This is a genomic window from Streptomyces sp. DSM 40750 (genome assembly GCF_024612035.1).
Classification (GTDB): Bacteria; Actinomycetota; Actinomycetes; order Streptomycetales; family Streptomycetaceae; genus Streptomyces.
This window is the reverse complement of record NZ_CP102513.1, coordinates 6963635-6978287: the sequence shown is the minus strand read 5'-3', so window position 1 is coordinate 6978287 and position 14653 is coordinate 6963635. Positions and strand designations below refer to the sequence as shown.

Below are 14653 nucleotides of genomic sequence, written 5' to 3'. Positions count from 1 at the left end.
CCGTCAGACCTCTTCGACGCTGCTCGGCTCACGCCGGGACAGGTCGATGCCAAGCTCCTCCGCAGCGCGGAAGACGTCCTCATCGGTGTCGCGCATCTCGATGGACATGCCGTCCGAGGACAGCACCTCCACGTTGAGGCACAGGGACTGCATCTCCTTGATGAGCACCTTGAAGGACTCGGGGATGCCGGGCTCTGGAATGTTCTCGCCCTTGACGATGGCCTCGTAGACCTTCACGCGGCCGGTGACGTCGTCGGACTTGATGGTCAGCAGCTCCTGGAGGGCGTACGCGGCGCCATAAGCCTCCAGCGCCCACACCTCCATCTCACCGAAGCGCTGGCCACCGAACTGGGCCTTACCACCCAGCGGCTGCTGGGTGATCATCGAGTACGGACCGGTCGACCGGGCGTGCAGCTTGTCGTCGACCAGGTGGTGGAGCTTCAGGATGTACATGTAGCCGACCGAGATCGGCTCCGGGAAGGGCTCACCCGAGCGGCCGTCGAACAGCGGGGCCTTGCCGGACGGGAGCACCATGCGCTCGCCGTCGCGGTTCGGGATCGTGTGCTCCAGCAGACCGGCGAGCTCGTCCTCACGGGCACCGTCGAAGACCGGGGTCGCGACGTTGGTGCCCGGGGCGACGGCGTCGGCGCCGATGACCTGCAGTCGCTGCGCCCACTCGTCGGCGAGACCGGAGACGTCCCAGCCGCGGCTGGCGAGCCAGCCGAGGTGGATCTCCAGTACCTGTCCCGGGTTCATTCGGGACGGCACACCGAGCGGGTTGAGGATGATGTCGACCGGAGTTCCGTCCTCGAGGAACGGCATGTCCTCGATGGGAAGGATCTTCGAGATAACACCCTTGTTGCCGTGACGGCCGGCCAGCTTGTCACCGTCGGTGATCTTGCGCTTCTGCGCGACGTACACGCGCACCAGCTGGTTCACACCGGGGGGAAGCTCGTCGCCCTCCTCGCGGTCGAAGACGCGGACGCCGATGACCTTGCCGATCTCGCCGTGCGGCACCTTCAGCGAGGTGTCACGGACCTCACGGGCCTTCTCACCGAAGATCGCGCGGAGCAGGCGCTCCTCCGGCGTCAGCTCGGTCTCACCCTTCGGCGTGACCTTGCCGACGAGGATGTCACCGGCGACGACCTCGGCACCGATACGGATGATGCCGCGCTCGTCGAGGTCGGCGAGGACCTCCTCGGAGACGTTCGGGATGTCCCGGGTGATCTCCTCGGGGCCGAGCTTGGTGTCACGGGCGTCGACCTCGTGCTCCTCGATGTGGATCGAGGAGAGGACGTCGTCCTGCACGAGGCGCTGCGACAGGATGATCGCGTCCTCGTAGTTGTGACCCTCCCACGGCATGAACGCCACGAGCAGGTTCTTGCCCAGCGCCATCTCGCCGTTCTCGGTGGCCGGACCGTCGGCCAGGACCTGGCCCTCGATGATCCGGTCGCCCTCGTTGACGATGACCTTCTGGTTGACCGAGGTGCCCTGGTTGGAGCGGGCGAACTTGGCCAGGCGGTACGTGATGTACGTGCCGTCGTCGTTGGCGGTGGTGATGTAGTCCGCGGAGACCTCCTGGACCACACCCGCCTTCTCGGCCTTGACCACGTCGCCGGCGTCGACGGCGGAGCGGTACTCCATGCCGGTGCCGACGAGCGGGGACTCGGACTTGATGAGCGGAACGGCCTGACGCATCATGTTCGCGCCCATGAGGGCACGGTTGGCGTCGTCGTGCTCGAGGAACGGGATCATGGCGGTCGCGACCGACACCATCTGGCGCGGCGAGACGTCCATGTAGTCCACGTCGTCACCGGCGACGTAGTCGACCTCGCCGCCACGACGGCGGACCAGGACGCGGTTCTCGGCGAACCGCATGTCGTCGTCGAGCGTGGCGTTGGCCTGCGCGATGACGAATCGGTCCTCTTCGTCGGCCGTCAGGTAGTCGACCTCGTCGGTGACGACACCGTCGGTGACCCGGCGGTACGGCGTCTCCACGAAACCGAACGCGTTGACACGGCCGTAGGAGGCGAGCGAACCGATCAGACCGATGTTCGGGCCTTCGGGCGTCTCGATCGGGCACATACGGCCGTAGTGGGACGGGTGCACGTCACGGACCTCGAAGCCGGCCCGCTCACGGGACAGACCACCGGGACCCAGCGCCGAGAGACGACGCTTGTGCGTCAGACCCGACAGCGGGTTGTTCTGGTCCATGAACTGCGACAGCTGGCTGGTGCCGAAGAACTCCTTGATGGAGGCGACGACCGGCCGGATGTTGATCAGGGTCTGCGGCGTGATCGCCTCGACGTCCTGGGTCGTCATGCGCTCGCGGACGACACGCTCCATACGCGCCAGACCCGTACGGACCTGGTTCTGGATGAGCTCGCCGACGCTGCGCAGACGACGGTTGCCGAAGTGGTCGATGTCGTCGGTCTCGACGACGATCGTCTGGCCGTTGTCAGCGGCCGTCTCGGTCTCGCCGGCGTGCAGCTTCACCAGGTACTTGATCGTCGAGATGACGTCCTCGACGGTCAGGACGCCCGCGTCGAGCGGAGCCTCCGCACCCAGCTTCTTGTTGACCTTGTAGCGGCCGACCTTCGCGAGGTCGTAGCGCTTCGGGTTGAAGTACAGGTTCTCCAGCAGCGTCTGCGCGGCCTCACGCGTGGGGGGCTCGCCCGGACGCAGCTTGCGGTAGATGTCGAGCAGCGCGTCGTCCTGGCCCTGGGTGTGGTCCTTCTCCAGGGTGGCGCGCATGGACTCGTACTCGCCGAACTCCTCCAGGATCTGCTCGGTGCTCCAGCCGAGTGCCTTGAGGAGGACGGTCACGGACTGCTTGCGCTTGCGGTCGATACGCACACCGACCATGTCGCGCTTGTCGATCTCCATCTCCAGCCAGGCACCCCGGGACGGGATGATCTTGGCGGAGAAGATGTCCTTGTCGGACGTCTTGTCGATGGAGGAGTCGAAGTAGACACCGGGCGAGCGGACCAGCTGCGAGACCACGACACGCTCGGTGCCGTTGATCACGAAGGTGCCCTTGTGGGTCATGAGCGGGAAGTCGCCCATGAAGACCGTCTGGGACTTGATCTCACCGGTCTCGTTGTTGGTGAACTCGGCCGTGACGAAGAGCGGAGCCGCGTACGTGAAGTCGCGGTCCTTGCACTCGTCGATGCTGTTCTTCGGCGGCTCGAAGCGGTGGTCACGGAAGGTCAGCGACATCGACCCGGAGAAGTCCTCGATCGGAGAGATCTCCTCGAAGATCTCCTCCAGACCGGACTTGGTGGGGACGTCCTGTCCGTTCTCCAGAGCCTCCTCGACCCGACTCTGCCAGGCGGTGTTGCCGAGCAGCCAGTCGAAGCTCTCGGTCTGCAGCGCGAGCAGGTTGGGAACCTCGAGAGGCTCCTTGATCTTTGCAAAAGAGATGCGCAGCGGGGCGGTGCTGGCGGCGGGGTTCGTATTCGAGGTCGAGGCGTTGCGCGAGGCGGCCAAGAGGGGGTCCTTCCGAGGGCTCGGACTCACTACGCGCGTACCGGCCCCTCTCCTGCGCAAAGAGAGCAGGCTTTTCCTGAACTGACCAAGAAGGCCAGGTCAGGAATGGTCTGTTCGTCGATGCTCAAGTGAGGGCATGCCCCTGGTGACGGGCAGGGGACAGCTAACAGGCAGCGCAAAGGGTCAGTGTAGCCAATTGGCACACTGATGTCCAGTGCGGGTTTCTCGAGACCCTCGTTGTTCTCGACACCTGCGCAAGCCCACGCCCTCAATGCACGTTGATACTGCCCTCTTCGCCGTCGATCCATGCCTCGGAGTTCGGATCCGTGTGACGACGCGTCCTGAGAATTGCGCGCTGCGTGCGGTTCGTCAAGGCCCCTCATGCCCGATCCCGGTGCCGCGATCGTCACTCGCGGCTCGTCACCTGGGGCGTTCGGAGGCACGACGAAGATCACCATACTCGTCGCCACCGACAGTGCAAGGCAGCCGTCGCTCGACGTCCCGGAACGCCGAAGGGCGACCACCCAGTTGGGTGATCGCCCTTCAGTACGTTCGCGTTACAGCCTCGAACGAGTTTTTGACACTCGTCTCAGAACTGTCTCGCAGGGACCCTCGCGGATCCAGGAGAGCTGGCGGACCAGCGAGGCCTTACTTGACCTCGACGGAGGCGCCGGCGGCCTTGAGGGACTCGGCAGCCTTCTCGGCGGCCTCCTTGGCGACCTTCTCGAGAACGGGCTTCGGGGCGCCGTCCACGAGGTCCTTGGCCTCCTTCAGACCCAGGGAGGTCAGCTCACGCACGACCTTGATGACCTGGATCTTCTTGTCGCCGGCGCCGGTGAGGACGACGTCGAACTCGTCCTGCTCCTCAGCGGCCTCGGCCGGGGCGCCGGGGGCACCCGGGGCGGCGACGGCGACCGCGGCGGCGGCGGTGACGTCGAACTTCTCCTCGAAGGCCTTCACGAACTCGGAGAGCTCGATGAGGGTCATCTCCTCGAACTGCGCGAGCAGGTCTTCCTGGCTGAGCTTCGCCATGGTGGGCGATCCTTCCACTAATTCGGCTGGTGCCGGTATGTACATGTCTGGCGGGCGTACGTTCGGCCCGCTACGACCGCTGCCTCAGGCGGCGGTCATTTCGCGAGCCGAGTTACTCGGCACCGCCCTGCTCGTCCTGCTTGGCGCGAAGAGCGTCCACGGTGCGGACGAGCTTCGAGGGAAGCGCCTGGAAGAGCTGAGCAGTCTGGGACTGCTTGCCCTTGAAGGCACCCGCCAGCTTGGAGAGCAGAACCTCGCGGGACTCGAGGTCCGCAAGCTTCTTGATCTCGTCGGCGGACAGCGCCTTGCCGTCAAGGACACCGCCCTTGATGACGAGGTTCGGGTTGTCCTTGGCGAAGTCACGAAGACCCTTCGCCGACTCCACCGGGTCACCGGTGACGAAGGCGACCGCCGTCGGACCGTTGAACAGGTCGTCGAGCGTCGAGATCCCGGCCTCGTTGGCCGCAATCTTGGTCAGCGTGTTCTTCACCACGGCGTACTGGGCGTTCTCACCGAGCGAACGACGCAGCGTCTTGAGCTGCGCCACGGTGAGACCCCGGTACTCGGTCAGCACGGCGGCGTTCGAGCTGCGGAACTGCTCCGCGAGCTCGGCCACCGCGGCAGCCTTGTCGGGCCTTGCCATAGAGCGTCGGCCTCCTTCCGGGTGATGAGGACCGCTCAGAAGGGGCTGAGGAAAACGAAACGCCCCGGCGCAGGCGCTCGGGGCGTGGCTCAACCGGACGAATCCCGTACGATCACGGAACCGGACCAGGAGCAACTTCCACAGTCACCTGCGCGGGTCGTCCGCAGTTCAGCGGATCCTTCGGTTACCGCGCCCTCTCACGAGAACACGGCAACGACCAGCGGTCTTTGGCTTCTCCGGAAGAGTACGGGACCGAATCCCTGTCAAGCAAATCCGCTCCCGGAGGCCGCCGCTCAGCCCTCTCCCGCCTCGTCCGCCAACTCCCCGAGGTCCACCGTGTCCTCGGCCGCCGGGGTCTCGACGGTCACCGGCCGGTCGACGTCCAGGAAGGTGACGGTCAGGTCGAGCGGGCCGCCGTCGACCATGTGCCCCGCTCCAGGGCGCAGGTCTGGCCCTGGACGCGGTACCTCTTGGCCCGGCCGTCGCCGTCGACCCACAGCTCCATGGTGAGTGTGCCCTCGACGCGCAGCACGACGAACTGGTCGAGGCTGTTCGTCCGCAGTCCCCGGTTCGCCTCGTCCTCGGCGGCCGCTTGGGCGGCCCGCAGGCCCTTCGTGGTGACCGTCCCCCGGTAGTGCGTGGTCCTGACGCCGTCGACCGTCTCGGTGCCGGCCTCACGCACGTCCTTGGAGCCGGTCAGGAACGTGGACTGCAGAAGTGGGCTCGCCTCCAGCTGGCCGGGCAGGACCCAGTAGGTGTTGTTGTCCGCCGCGCCACGGGCCTCACACGGCCGGCTCGGCGCTGAGCCAGTCCCTGTCCTTCGGGGCGCCGATGGCGGTGGTGTCGCCCTCGACGTACAGCACGCCGTCGGCGAACCGCACGCCCAGGGGCTTGTCCTCACTCGCGCCCAGCCCGGTCAGCTCCATACTCATGGCGGACGGCCGCACGGTCATGGCCGCCTCGGCCCGCACCTTCCCGTGTTCCGCCAGGGTTCCGGTCACCCGGCAGCGCAGCGACTCGACGTCCGTCGTCCTCTCCGCGGCCCGGGACACGGCCTCGGCGGGCGTCACCGGTTCCGCCCCGGCCTCCGCTTGCGTGCCGCCAGGCGGTGACACCGCCGAGCAGCGCGGCGACGACGGCGATGCCGACAGCTCTACGACCACGCACGGAGCCGTGTACGGCCAACCGCATGTGCCCCCTGGCACCTCACGCCCCACCCCCTGGGACAGCAAGACACCAGCGCCGCCGAATCCCGGCTGCCGCCCGGTTTCAGCTCGTCGGCAGACGGCTCATGAGGTCCTTGAAGTCCACGGTCTCGCCGGCCGGCGGCTCCTCCGTCCTGACATCGATGCCGTAGTCGCTGTAGTACACCGTGGAGTTCAGCTCGCCGTTCGCGGTGTCGCCCTTCTCGACCTTCTTGACCAGCAGGTTGTCATCGTTGATCCAGAGGTCGATGTCCGCGGTGGTGATACCGGAGGCCTTCAGCTGTTCCTCCAGCTCGGCCCGCGTCTCCTCGCCGAGGTTCGCGTTCTGCTCCTGGACGTCGGCGACCTTCACCATGCCCGCGTAGTGCGTGGTCCTCTCGCCGCGCACGTCCTCCTCGCCGACCTTCTCCACGTCACCGGAGGCCAGCAGAAGCCGCACGGACTGGTTGGGCGTGACGCTCTGGAAGTGCTCCTGCACATACGCGCCGGAGGCCCCGCCGATCATCTCGCCCATGTCCTCGTACGCGTATCTGATCCACCGCTTGCCGCCGTACTGCCTGGCGAACAGGTCGCCCATGTCCGCGTAGTAGGCATCGGGCAGATAGCGGGCCTCCGTCGAGGTGATGCCCAACTGCCCCATCTGGTCGGCCGCCTGGCCGCCGGTGTAGGTGAGGGTCATGGTGCCCCTGAGGCCGTCGGCCCAGTCGACCTCGCCGTCCGCCTCGATGGACATCAGGTCGCCCATGTTCCCGGTGGACTCGATCTTCGCCGAGTCGGCGTCGCCGGTGGACTTCTCCGCGAGCTTCAGCGCCGCGAACGGATCGCCTCCGCCCGGGTCCGACGAACCGCAGGCCGCCATCCCCGTCAGCGCGGCCACCGCCGTCAACGCCAGGACCGTACGGCGGCACCTGGTCGTGCTGGTCATCCGTCCCCACCCCCAGGGAGATTGCCGTGCTCCGCACACCAGAGCAGCACACTTGCGCGCCTATGCCCACCGCCAAAGCGCCCGTATGCCAAAAAGGGACGAGCCCCGCACCTCGAAAGGTTGCGGGGCTCGTCCTCGGGCTGTGCGTGCGCGACGCGGCTGCCGGTGAGCGTCAGGCTCAGACGGCGGCCGGGTCCTCCTCGACGAGGAGGTTGCGGGTGCGGTTCGAGTCGATCGGAATGCCGGGGCCGATCGTGGTGCTGATCGCGGCCTTCTTGATGTAGCGACCCTTCGCGGCCGACGGCTTCAGACGGAGGATCTCCTCCAGCGCCGCGGCGTAGTTCTCCACCAGCTTGGTGTCGTCGAACGACGTCTTGCCGATGATGAAGTGCAGGTTCGAGTGCTTGTCGACGCGGAACTCGATCTTGCCGCCCTTGATGTCGTTGACGGCCTTCACGACGTCCGGGGTCACGGTGCCGGTCTTGGGGTTCGGCATGAGACCACGGGGACCGAGCACGCGGCCGAGGCGGCCGACCTTGCCCATGAGGTCCGGGGTGGCGACGACGGCGTCGAAGTCCAGACGGCCCTTCGACACCTCGTCGATCAGCTCGTCGGAGCCGACGATGTCGGCGCCCGCGGCGAGTGCGGCCTCGGCACGGTCACCGGTCGCGAAGACCAGGACCCGGGCGGTCTTACCGGTGCCGTGCGGGAGGTTCACGGTGCCACGGACCATCTGGTCGGCCTTGCGCGGGTCGACACCCAGACGGAAGGCGACCTCGACGGTGCCGTCGAACTTGGACGTGGAGGTCTCCTTGGCGAGACGGACGGCCTCGAGCGGGGCGTACTGCTTGTCCCGGTCGATCTTGGCGTCCGCAGCGCGGAGAGCCTTGCTGCGCTTGCTCACAACTGCTCCTGTGTGTTCTGAAAGGAGTCGTGGTACGGGCCGAGCAGGCCCTGCCACGTGCGACCGCTCGTACGTCGGCCGCATGGTTCTACAAATGCGGTGGTCAGCCCTCGACCGTGACGCCCATGGAACGCGCGGTACCAGCGATGATCTTCGCGGCGGCGTCCAGGTCGTTGGCGTTGAGGTCGGGCATCTTGGTGGTGGCGATCTCGCGGACCTGCGCCTCGGTGATCTTGGCGACCTTGGTCTTGTGCGGCTCGCCGGAGCCCTTCTCGATACCCGCGGCCTTGAGGATCATCTTGGCGGCCGGGGGCGTCTTGGTGACGAAGGTGAAGGAACGGTCCTCGTAGACCGTGATCTCCACCGGGATGACCCAACCGCGCTGCGACTCGGTCGCGGCGTTGTAGGCCTTGCAGAACTCCATGATGTTGACGCCGTGCTGACCCAGCGCGGGGCCGACCGGCGGAGCCGGGTTGGCCGCGCCGGCCTGGATCTGGAGCTTGATGAGCCCCGTGACCTTCTTCTTCTTGGGAGGCATAGCTCTCCGGGTCCTTTCGATTCGAGTGCGCCCCCACCCAGGTCGCGTCCCGGATGAAGGCATACCGCACAACGATAACGGGTATAGATGCGCGGCCAAAAACCGAGCAGGTCAGACAAGCTGTGAGAGCTTGCCTGACCTGGTCGGAAGCGTACGGTCCGAAGAAGCTCAGTTCTTCTGGATCTGGTCGAACGACAGCTCGACCGGCGTCTCGCGGCCGAAGATCTCGACGAGGCCCTTGACCTTCTTCGAGTCGGCGTTGATCTCGTTGATCGTGGCCTGCAGCGTGGCGAACGGGCCGTCGGTGACGGTGACCGAGTCGCCCACCTCGAAGTCCAGCACCTGGACCTCGACCTTGCGCTGCGGAGCCGGCTTGCCCTCGGCCTCGGCCGCCTCGCGCGCCGCCTTCTCCTCGGCCTCCGGCGCGAGCATCTTGACGATCTCGTCCAGGGTCAGCGGGTACGGGTCATAGGCGTTGCCCACGAAGCCGGTGACGCCGGGGGTGTTGCGGACGACGCCCCAGGACTCGTTCGTCAGGTCCATGCGCACCAGCACGTAGCCGGGGAGCTTGTTCTGGCGGATGGTCTTGCGCTCGCCGTTCTTGATCTGCGCGACCTCTTCCTGCGGCACCTCGGCCTGGAAGATGAAGTCCTCGACGTTCAGCGAGACAGCACGCTGTTCGAGGTTGGTCTTCACGCGGTTCTCGTAACCGGCGTACGTGTGGATGACGTACCACTCGCCGGGCAGGGCCCGCAGTTCCTCACGCAGGGCCTCGACGGGGTCGACCGGCTCGGTCTCCTCCTCGACGGCCTCTTCGGCTGCGTCCTCGTCCTCGTCGTCTTTGACGTCTTCGTCCTCGACGTCTTGGTTCTCGACGTCTTCGTCATCGACGTGCACGGCCGCTTCCTCGGCCGACTCCCCCGCCTCGGCCTCGGCAGCCTCGAACTCGTCGACCTCGTCCGCTCCCTCGACGATGTCGAGCTCATCATCCACGGACTCGTCCGGCTCGATGGCGTCGTTCAGGTTCGGGTCAGACACGTGGCTGCTTCTTCCTGGATACATGGGGGTGGAACACGCGAAAGGGGCGCCAGGTTACGGCGCCCTTCGCTATCGGCTCAGCCGAAGACGTACTTGGCGGCCTTGTCGAGTCCGAAGTCAATCACAGTAACAAGACCGATCATGATGACAACGAAGACGATGACCACCGTGGTGTATGTCGTCAGCTGGGAGCGGGTCGGCCAGACGACCTTACGCAGCTCCGCGACGATTTGGCGGTAGAAGATCGCGAGGCGCTTCAGCGGGCCCTTCTTGGCGCGCTTGCCGCCCTTGCGGGTCTTCTTCTTGTCCTCGGGCACCTCGTCCTGGGCATCAGGCGTGTCGATGGAGCCCACGGCGTCCGTCATTCATCCTCACCTGATTCCGGTCCGGGTCGTGGCCGTGCCGCGCCCGGTCTGAGCCGCACGGCGGAACATTGCTGTACGTACATGCGCACACATCCTGGCGTGAGGAGTGTGTAGCAGGGCCGGAGGGACTTGAACCCCCAACCGCTGGTTTTGGAGACCAGTGCTCTACCAATTGAGCTACGACCCTTTGAGGTTCTCCCCCAACGTACCGCATCCGACCGAGTGCTCGGTGTGCACCTGGTGGGCGCGGCCGGTGAAGGCCAACGAGGAGAGAGCATACGTGGTCCGAGGCCTGTCGTCGAACAGAAAGCGTCCGTAGGGGCGTTGCTCGTCGAAGATCGACCGTTCCCGGACCCGGATACGGACGGTTGTTCCGTCGCTGTTCAGTCTGTGAAACCCGCGTGCCCGGCACGTTTCCTGTCTGAAACGATGGGGTCCATGAGCGCTGCAACCCCTCCCACCGAGCGCCGGGTCTCCGCGCGCATCGGCGCGATCTCCGAGTCCGCCACCCTCGCCGTGGATGCCAAGGCCAAGGCCCTGAAGGCCGCCGGGCGGCCGGTGATCGGCTTCGGCGCCGGTGAGCCCGACTTCCCGACCCCGGACTACATCGTCGAGGCCGCCGTCGAGGCCTGCAAGAACCCGAAGTACCACCGCTACACGCCGGCCGGCGGCCTGCCCGAGCTGAAGGCCGCGATCGCCGCGAAGACCCTGCGCGACTCCGGCTACGAGGTCGACCCGTCGCAGGTCCTGGTCACCAACGGCGGCAAGCAGGCCATCTACGAGGCGTTCGCCGCGATCCTCGACCCGGGTGACGAGGTCATCGTCCCGGCGCCGTACTGGACGACGTACCCGGAGTCGATCCGCCTGGCCGGCGGTGTCCCGGTCGAGGTCGTCGCCGACGAGACCACCGGTTACCGGGTCTCCGTCGACCAGCTGGAGGCGGCCCGCACGGAGAACACCAAGGTGCTGCTCTTCGTCTCCCCCTCGAACCCGACCGGCGCGGTCTACACGCGCGCGCAGATCGAGGAGATCGGCCGCTGGGCCGCCGAGAAGGGCCTGTGGGTCCTGACCGACGAGATCTACGAGCACCTGGTCTACGGCGACGCGGAGTTCCACTCGCTGCCGGTGGTCGTGCCCGAGCTGGCCGACAAGACCATCGTGGTCAACGGTGTCGCCAAGACGTACGCGATGACGGGCTGGCGCGTGGGCTGGGTCATCGGCCCGAAGGACGTCGTCAAGGCCGCGACGAACCTCCAGTCGCACGCCACGTCGAACGTCTCCAACGTCGCTCAGGTGGCCGCCCTCGCCGCCGTCTCCGGCGATCTGACGGCCGTCGCCGAGATGCGCGAGGCCTTCGACCGCCGCCGCAAGACGATCGTGCGGATGCTCAACGAGATCGACGGCGTCCTCTGCCCGGAGCCCGAGGGCGCGTTCTACGCCTACCCGTCGGTGAAGGACCTGCTCGGCAAGGAGATCCGCGGCAAGCGCCCGCAGAACACGGTCGAGCTGGCCGCGCTGATCCTGGAGGAGGTCGAGGTCGCGGTCGTACCCGGCGAGGCGTTCGGCACCCCCGGCTATCTGCGTCTGTCGTACGCCCTGGGTGACGAGGATCTCGTCGAGGGCGTCTCCCGCGTCCAGAAGCTGCTGGCGGAGGCGACGGACTGAGGTCCTGAGCGGCCGCACCAGGGCGAGGCACCTCCGAATTTTCGGAGGTGCCTCGCCTCATTCACGCGTGCGAGCAAGACCACGTTCGGGGATTCCGCTTTCGGTACGGCGGAGACGTACGGCAGGATCCTTCAATGGAGCGTGTACGTGATCTCGCTGAACTGCCCAAGGCCCATCTGCATCTGCACTTCACCGGGTCGATGCGGCCCACGACCGTGCTGGAGCTGGCCGACAAGTACGGGGTGCGGCTGCCCGAAGCGCTGACGGAGGCGCTGACCAGCGGGGAACCGCCGAAGCTGCGGGCGACGGACGAGCGAGGGTGGTTCCGGTTCCAGCGGCTGTACGACGCGGCGCGCTCGTGCCTGCGGGAGCCCGAGGACATCCAGCGGCTGGTGCGGGAGGCCGCGGAGGAGGATGTGAAGGACGGCTCGGGCTGGCTGGAGATCCAGGTGGACCCGACGTCGTACGCCCCCCTGCTGGGCGGACTTATCCCGGCGCTGGAGATCATCCTGGACGCGGTCGACACGACCGTGCGGGAGACCGGGCTCGGGATGCGGGTGCTGGTGGCCGCGAACCGGATGAAGCACCCGCTGGACGCGCGCACGCTGGCCCGGCTGGCGGTGCGGTACGCGGACCGGGGCGTGGTCGGCTTCGGGTTGTCCAACGACGAACGCCGGGGCATGGCGAGGGACTTCGACCGGGCCTTCGCGATCGCGCGTGAGGGGGGCCTGCTGTCGGCGCCGCACGGCGGTGAGCTGACCGGCCCGTCGTCCGTGCGCGACTGCCTGGATGACCTGCACGCCTCACGGATCGGGCACGGGGTGCGCGCGGCGGAGGACCCGCGCCTGCTGAAGCGGCTCGCGGACCGGGGGGTGACGTGCGAGGTCTGCCCGGCCTCGAATGTGGCGCTCGGTGTCTACGAGAAACCTCAGGACGTCCCGCTGCGCACCCTCTTCGCCGCCGGTGTCCCCATGGCGCTGGGCGCCGACGACCCGCTGCTGTTCGGCTCCCGCCTGGCGGCCCAGTACGAGATCGCCCGTCACGACCACGCCTTCACGGACGAGGAGCTGGCGGAGCTGGCCCGGCAGTCGATCCGGGCGTCGGCGGCGCCGGAGCAGGAGCGGGCGAAGCTGCTGTCCGGGGTGGACGACTGGCTCGCCCGGCCGGCCGGCTAGGGCGCTCTAGAGGCTGACGCCGACCGTCACCGGCTCGTTGACCAGGGTGATCCCGAAGGCGTCCCGGACTCCGGTCACGACCTCGCGGGCCAGCGTGAGCAGGTCCTCGGTGGTGGCCGCGCCCCGGTTGGTGAGGGCCAGGGTGTGCTTGGTGGAGATCCGGGCGGGGCCGGTGCCGTATCCCTTGGTGAAGCCCGCCTTGTCGATCAGCCAGGCCGCGGAGGTCTTGGTGTGGCCGTCGCCCGCGGCGTACGCGGGCGGGGTGACGTCGTCCCCGAGGCGCTCGCGCACGCGGGCGTGGAACGCGGCGAACTCCTCGTCCGTGAGGATCGGGTTGGTGAAGAACGACCCGGCGGACCAGGTGTCGTGGTCCTCGGGGTCGAGGACCATGCCCTTCCCGGCCCGCAGCTTCAGCACGGTCTCGCGGGCCTCGGCCAGCGGCACCCGGTCACCGGGCTCGACGCCCAGCGCACGGGCCGTCTCGGCGTACTTGATCGGCCCCGACAGCCCGTCCGCGTCCTCCAGTTCGAACCGGACCCGCAGCACGACGTACCGCTCGGGCTCGTCCTTGAAGCGACTGTGCCGGTACGAGAAGGCGCATTCGGCGTTCGGCACGGTGAGCGTCTCCCGGGTGAGCCGGTCGTAGGCGACGACCTCGGTGATCGTGGCGGCCACCTCCTGCCCGTACGCCCCGACGTTCTGGATCGGTGTCGCGCCCGCGGAGCCCGGGATCCCGGCCAGGCACTCGATACCCGCGAGCCCGGCCTCGACGGTCCGGGCGACCGCGTCGGTCCACACCTCACCGGCGGCCAGCTCCAGCCGCGTCCCGTCGAGCGCGAAGCCCTTCGTCGCGATGACCAGCGCGGTCCCGGCGAAGCCCTTGTCACCGATGACGAGGTTGGACCCGCCCCCGATGAGCAGCAGCGGCGTACCGACGTCGTCGGCCTCACGGACGGCGGCGATCACCTCGTCATCCGTGGTCGCGGTGATCAGCCGGTGCGCGGGCCCGCCCAGCCGGAAGGTGGTCAGCGGGGCGAGGGGGGCGTCGTGGAGTTCCTGCACGGGCTCAAGAGTACGAGACGCAAGAGGGGCGCTCGTTCGGCCTGTGGACAACGGGTACGCGTGACCCCGCGCCCCTGAGGAGCGCGGGGCAGTGCCGATACGCGGCTCCGCCGCGTGGGCGCCACAGGCCTCCAAGGAGAACGCCCCTTACCGCACTGCACCGCACTCGTCGCTCGGGCCGTCAGGCCAGTCGTACGACCGCCCGGGACATGCCCAGCACCTTCTGGCCGGCGCTCATGGCCGTCAGGTCCACGCGGACGGTGTTGTCGTCGAGCTTGGCGCCGACCTTGGCGCTGACCTCGATGGTGGCGCCCTGGTCGTCGTTGGGGACGACCACGGGCTTGGTGAAGCGGACGCCGTACTCGACGACGGAGCCCGGGTCACCGGTCCAGTCGGTGACGACGCGGATCGCCTCGGCCATGGTGAACATGCCGTGCGCGATGACGTCCGGGAGGCCGACTTCCTTGGCGAACTTCTCGTTCCAGTGGATCGGGTTGAAGTCGCCGGAGGCACCCGCGTACTGGACGAGGGTGGCTCGGGTCACGCCGAACGTCTGGGCGGGCAGTTCGGTGCCGACCTCGACGTCGTCGTAGGAGATCTTCGCGGTCATCG

Annotated in this window: 15 protein-coding genes and 1 tRNA gene; 2 read left to right on the top strand and 14 right to left on the bottom strand. The window is 67.5% G+C overall.

What is annotated here, in order from left to right:
- Positions 1-3: 3 nt before the first annotated feature.
- The 12 genes from rpoB to JIX55_RS31110 all read right to left on the bottom strand — a co-directional run bounded on the left by rpoB (position 4) and on the right by JIX55_RS31110 (position 10326).
- Positions 4-3489 carry a DNA-directed RNA polymerase subunit beta gene (rpoB, locus tag JIX55_RS31165; RefSeq protein ID WP_257566561.1) on the bottom strand — a complete coding sequence of 1162 codons (3486 nt, stop codon included), beginning with the start codon at positions 3487-3489 and terminating at the stop codon, positions 4-6.
- A 648-nt stretch (positions 3490-4137) separates the two neighbouring features.
- Positions 4138-4521, bottom strand: a complete 384-nt coding sequence (gene rplL / locus JIX55_RS31160) for a 50S ribosomal protein L7/L12 (protein ID WP_257566560.1) — start codon at positions 4519-4521, stop codon at positions 4138-4140.
- A gap of 112 nt (positions 4522-4633) precedes the next feature.
- Positions 4634-5164, bottom strand: a complete 531-nt coding sequence (gene rplJ, locus JIX55_RS31155) for a 50S ribosomal protein L10 (protein ID WP_257541717.1) — start codon at positions 5162-5164, stop codon at positions 4634-4636.
- Between the two features lie 293 nt (positions 5165-5457).
- Positions 5458-5589: a hypothetical protein gene (locus JIX55_RS31150; protein ID WP_257566559.1), complete on the bottom strand. Its 132-nt coding sequence runs from the start codon at positions 5587-5589 to the stop codon at positions 5458-5460.
- Positions 5562-5846, bottom strand: coding sequence for a hypothetical protein (locus JIX55_RS31145; protein WP_257566558.1), 285 nt, complete (start codon positions 5844-5846; stop codon positions 5562-5564). The genes JIX55_RS31150 and JIX55_RS31145 overlap by 28 nt, the downstream gene beginning before the upstream one ends.
- A gap of 100 nt (positions 5847-5946) precedes the next feature.
- Complete coding sequence (locus JIX55_RS31140) at positions 5947-6327, bottom strand: hypothetical protein (protein ID WP_257566557.1); 381 nt, start codon at positions 6325-6327, stop codon at positions 5947-5949.
- Positions 6328-6433: 106 nt separating this feature from the next.
- Positions 6434-7294 carry a hypothetical protein gene (locus tag JIX55_RS31135; RefSeq protein ID WP_257566556.1) on the bottom strand — a complete coding sequence of 287 codons (861 nt, stop codon included), beginning with the start codon at positions 7292-7294 and terminating at the stop codon, positions 6434-6436.
- Positions 7295-7472: 178 nt separating this feature from the next.
- Complete coding sequence (gene rplA / locus JIX55_RS31130) at positions 7473-8198, bottom strand: 50S ribosomal protein L1 (RefSeq protein WP_257566555.1); 726 nt, start codon at positions 8196-8198, stop codon at positions 7473-7475.
- A gap of 103 nt (positions 8199-8301) precedes the next feature.
- Positions 8302-8736 carry a 50S ribosomal protein L11 gene (gene rplK / locus JIX55_RS31125; RefSeq protein ID WP_033528316.1) on the bottom strand — a complete coding sequence of 145 codons (435 nt, stop codon included), beginning with the start codon at positions 8734-8736 and terminating at the stop codon, positions 8302-8304.
- A 168-nt stretch (positions 8737-8904) separates the two neighbouring features.
- Positions 8905-9774, bottom strand: coding sequence for a transcription termination/antitermination protein NusG (gene nusG, locus JIX55_RS31120; protein WP_257566554.1), 870 nt, complete (start codon positions 9772-9774; stop codon positions 8905-8907).
- A gap of 77 nt (positions 9775-9851) precedes the next feature.
- Entirely contained in the window at positions 9852-10139 is a 288-nt protein-coding gene (secE, locus tag JIX55_RS31115; RefSeq protein WP_037694038.1) for a preprotein translocase subunit SecE, read from the bottom strand.
- 114 nt (positions 10140-10253) lie between these two features.
- A tRNA-Trp gene (locus JIX55_RS31110) sits at positions 10254-10326 on the bottom strand.
- Between the two features lie 251 nt (positions 10327-10577).
- Here JIX55_RS31110 and JIX55_RS31105 point away from each other — a divergent pair.
- Positions 10578-11804: a pyridoxal phosphate-dependent aminotransferase gene (locus JIX55_RS31105; RefSeq protein ID WP_257566553.1), complete on the top strand. Its 1227-nt coding sequence runs from the start codon at positions 10578-10580 to the stop codon at positions 11802-11804.
- A 134-nt stretch (positions 11805-11938) separates the two neighbouring features.
- Positions 11939-12979, top strand: coding sequence for an adenosine deaminase (locus JIX55_RS31100; RefSeq protein WP_257566552.1), 1041 nt, complete (start codon positions 11939-11941; stop codon positions 12977-12979).
- Between the two features lie 6 nt (positions 12980-12985).
- Here JIX55_RS31100 and JIX55_RS31095 read toward each other — a convergent pair whose 3' ends face one another.
- Both JIX55_RS31095 and JIX55_RS31090 read right to left on the bottom strand, forming a co-directional pair.
- Positions 12986-14041 carry a UDP-N-acetylmuramate dehydrogenase gene (locus tag JIX55_RS31095; RefSeq protein ID WP_257566551.1) on the bottom strand — a complete coding sequence of 352 codons (1056 nt, stop codon included), beginning with the start codon at positions 14039-14041 and terminating at the stop codon, positions 12986-12988.
- A 181-nt stretch (positions 14042-14222) separates the two neighbouring features.
- Positions 14223-14651, bottom strand: coding sequence for a MaoC family dehydratase (locus JIX55_RS31090; protein WP_257566550.1), 429 nt, complete (start codon positions 14649-14651; stop codon positions 14223-14225).
- Positions 14652-14653: the final 2 nt, after the last annotated feature.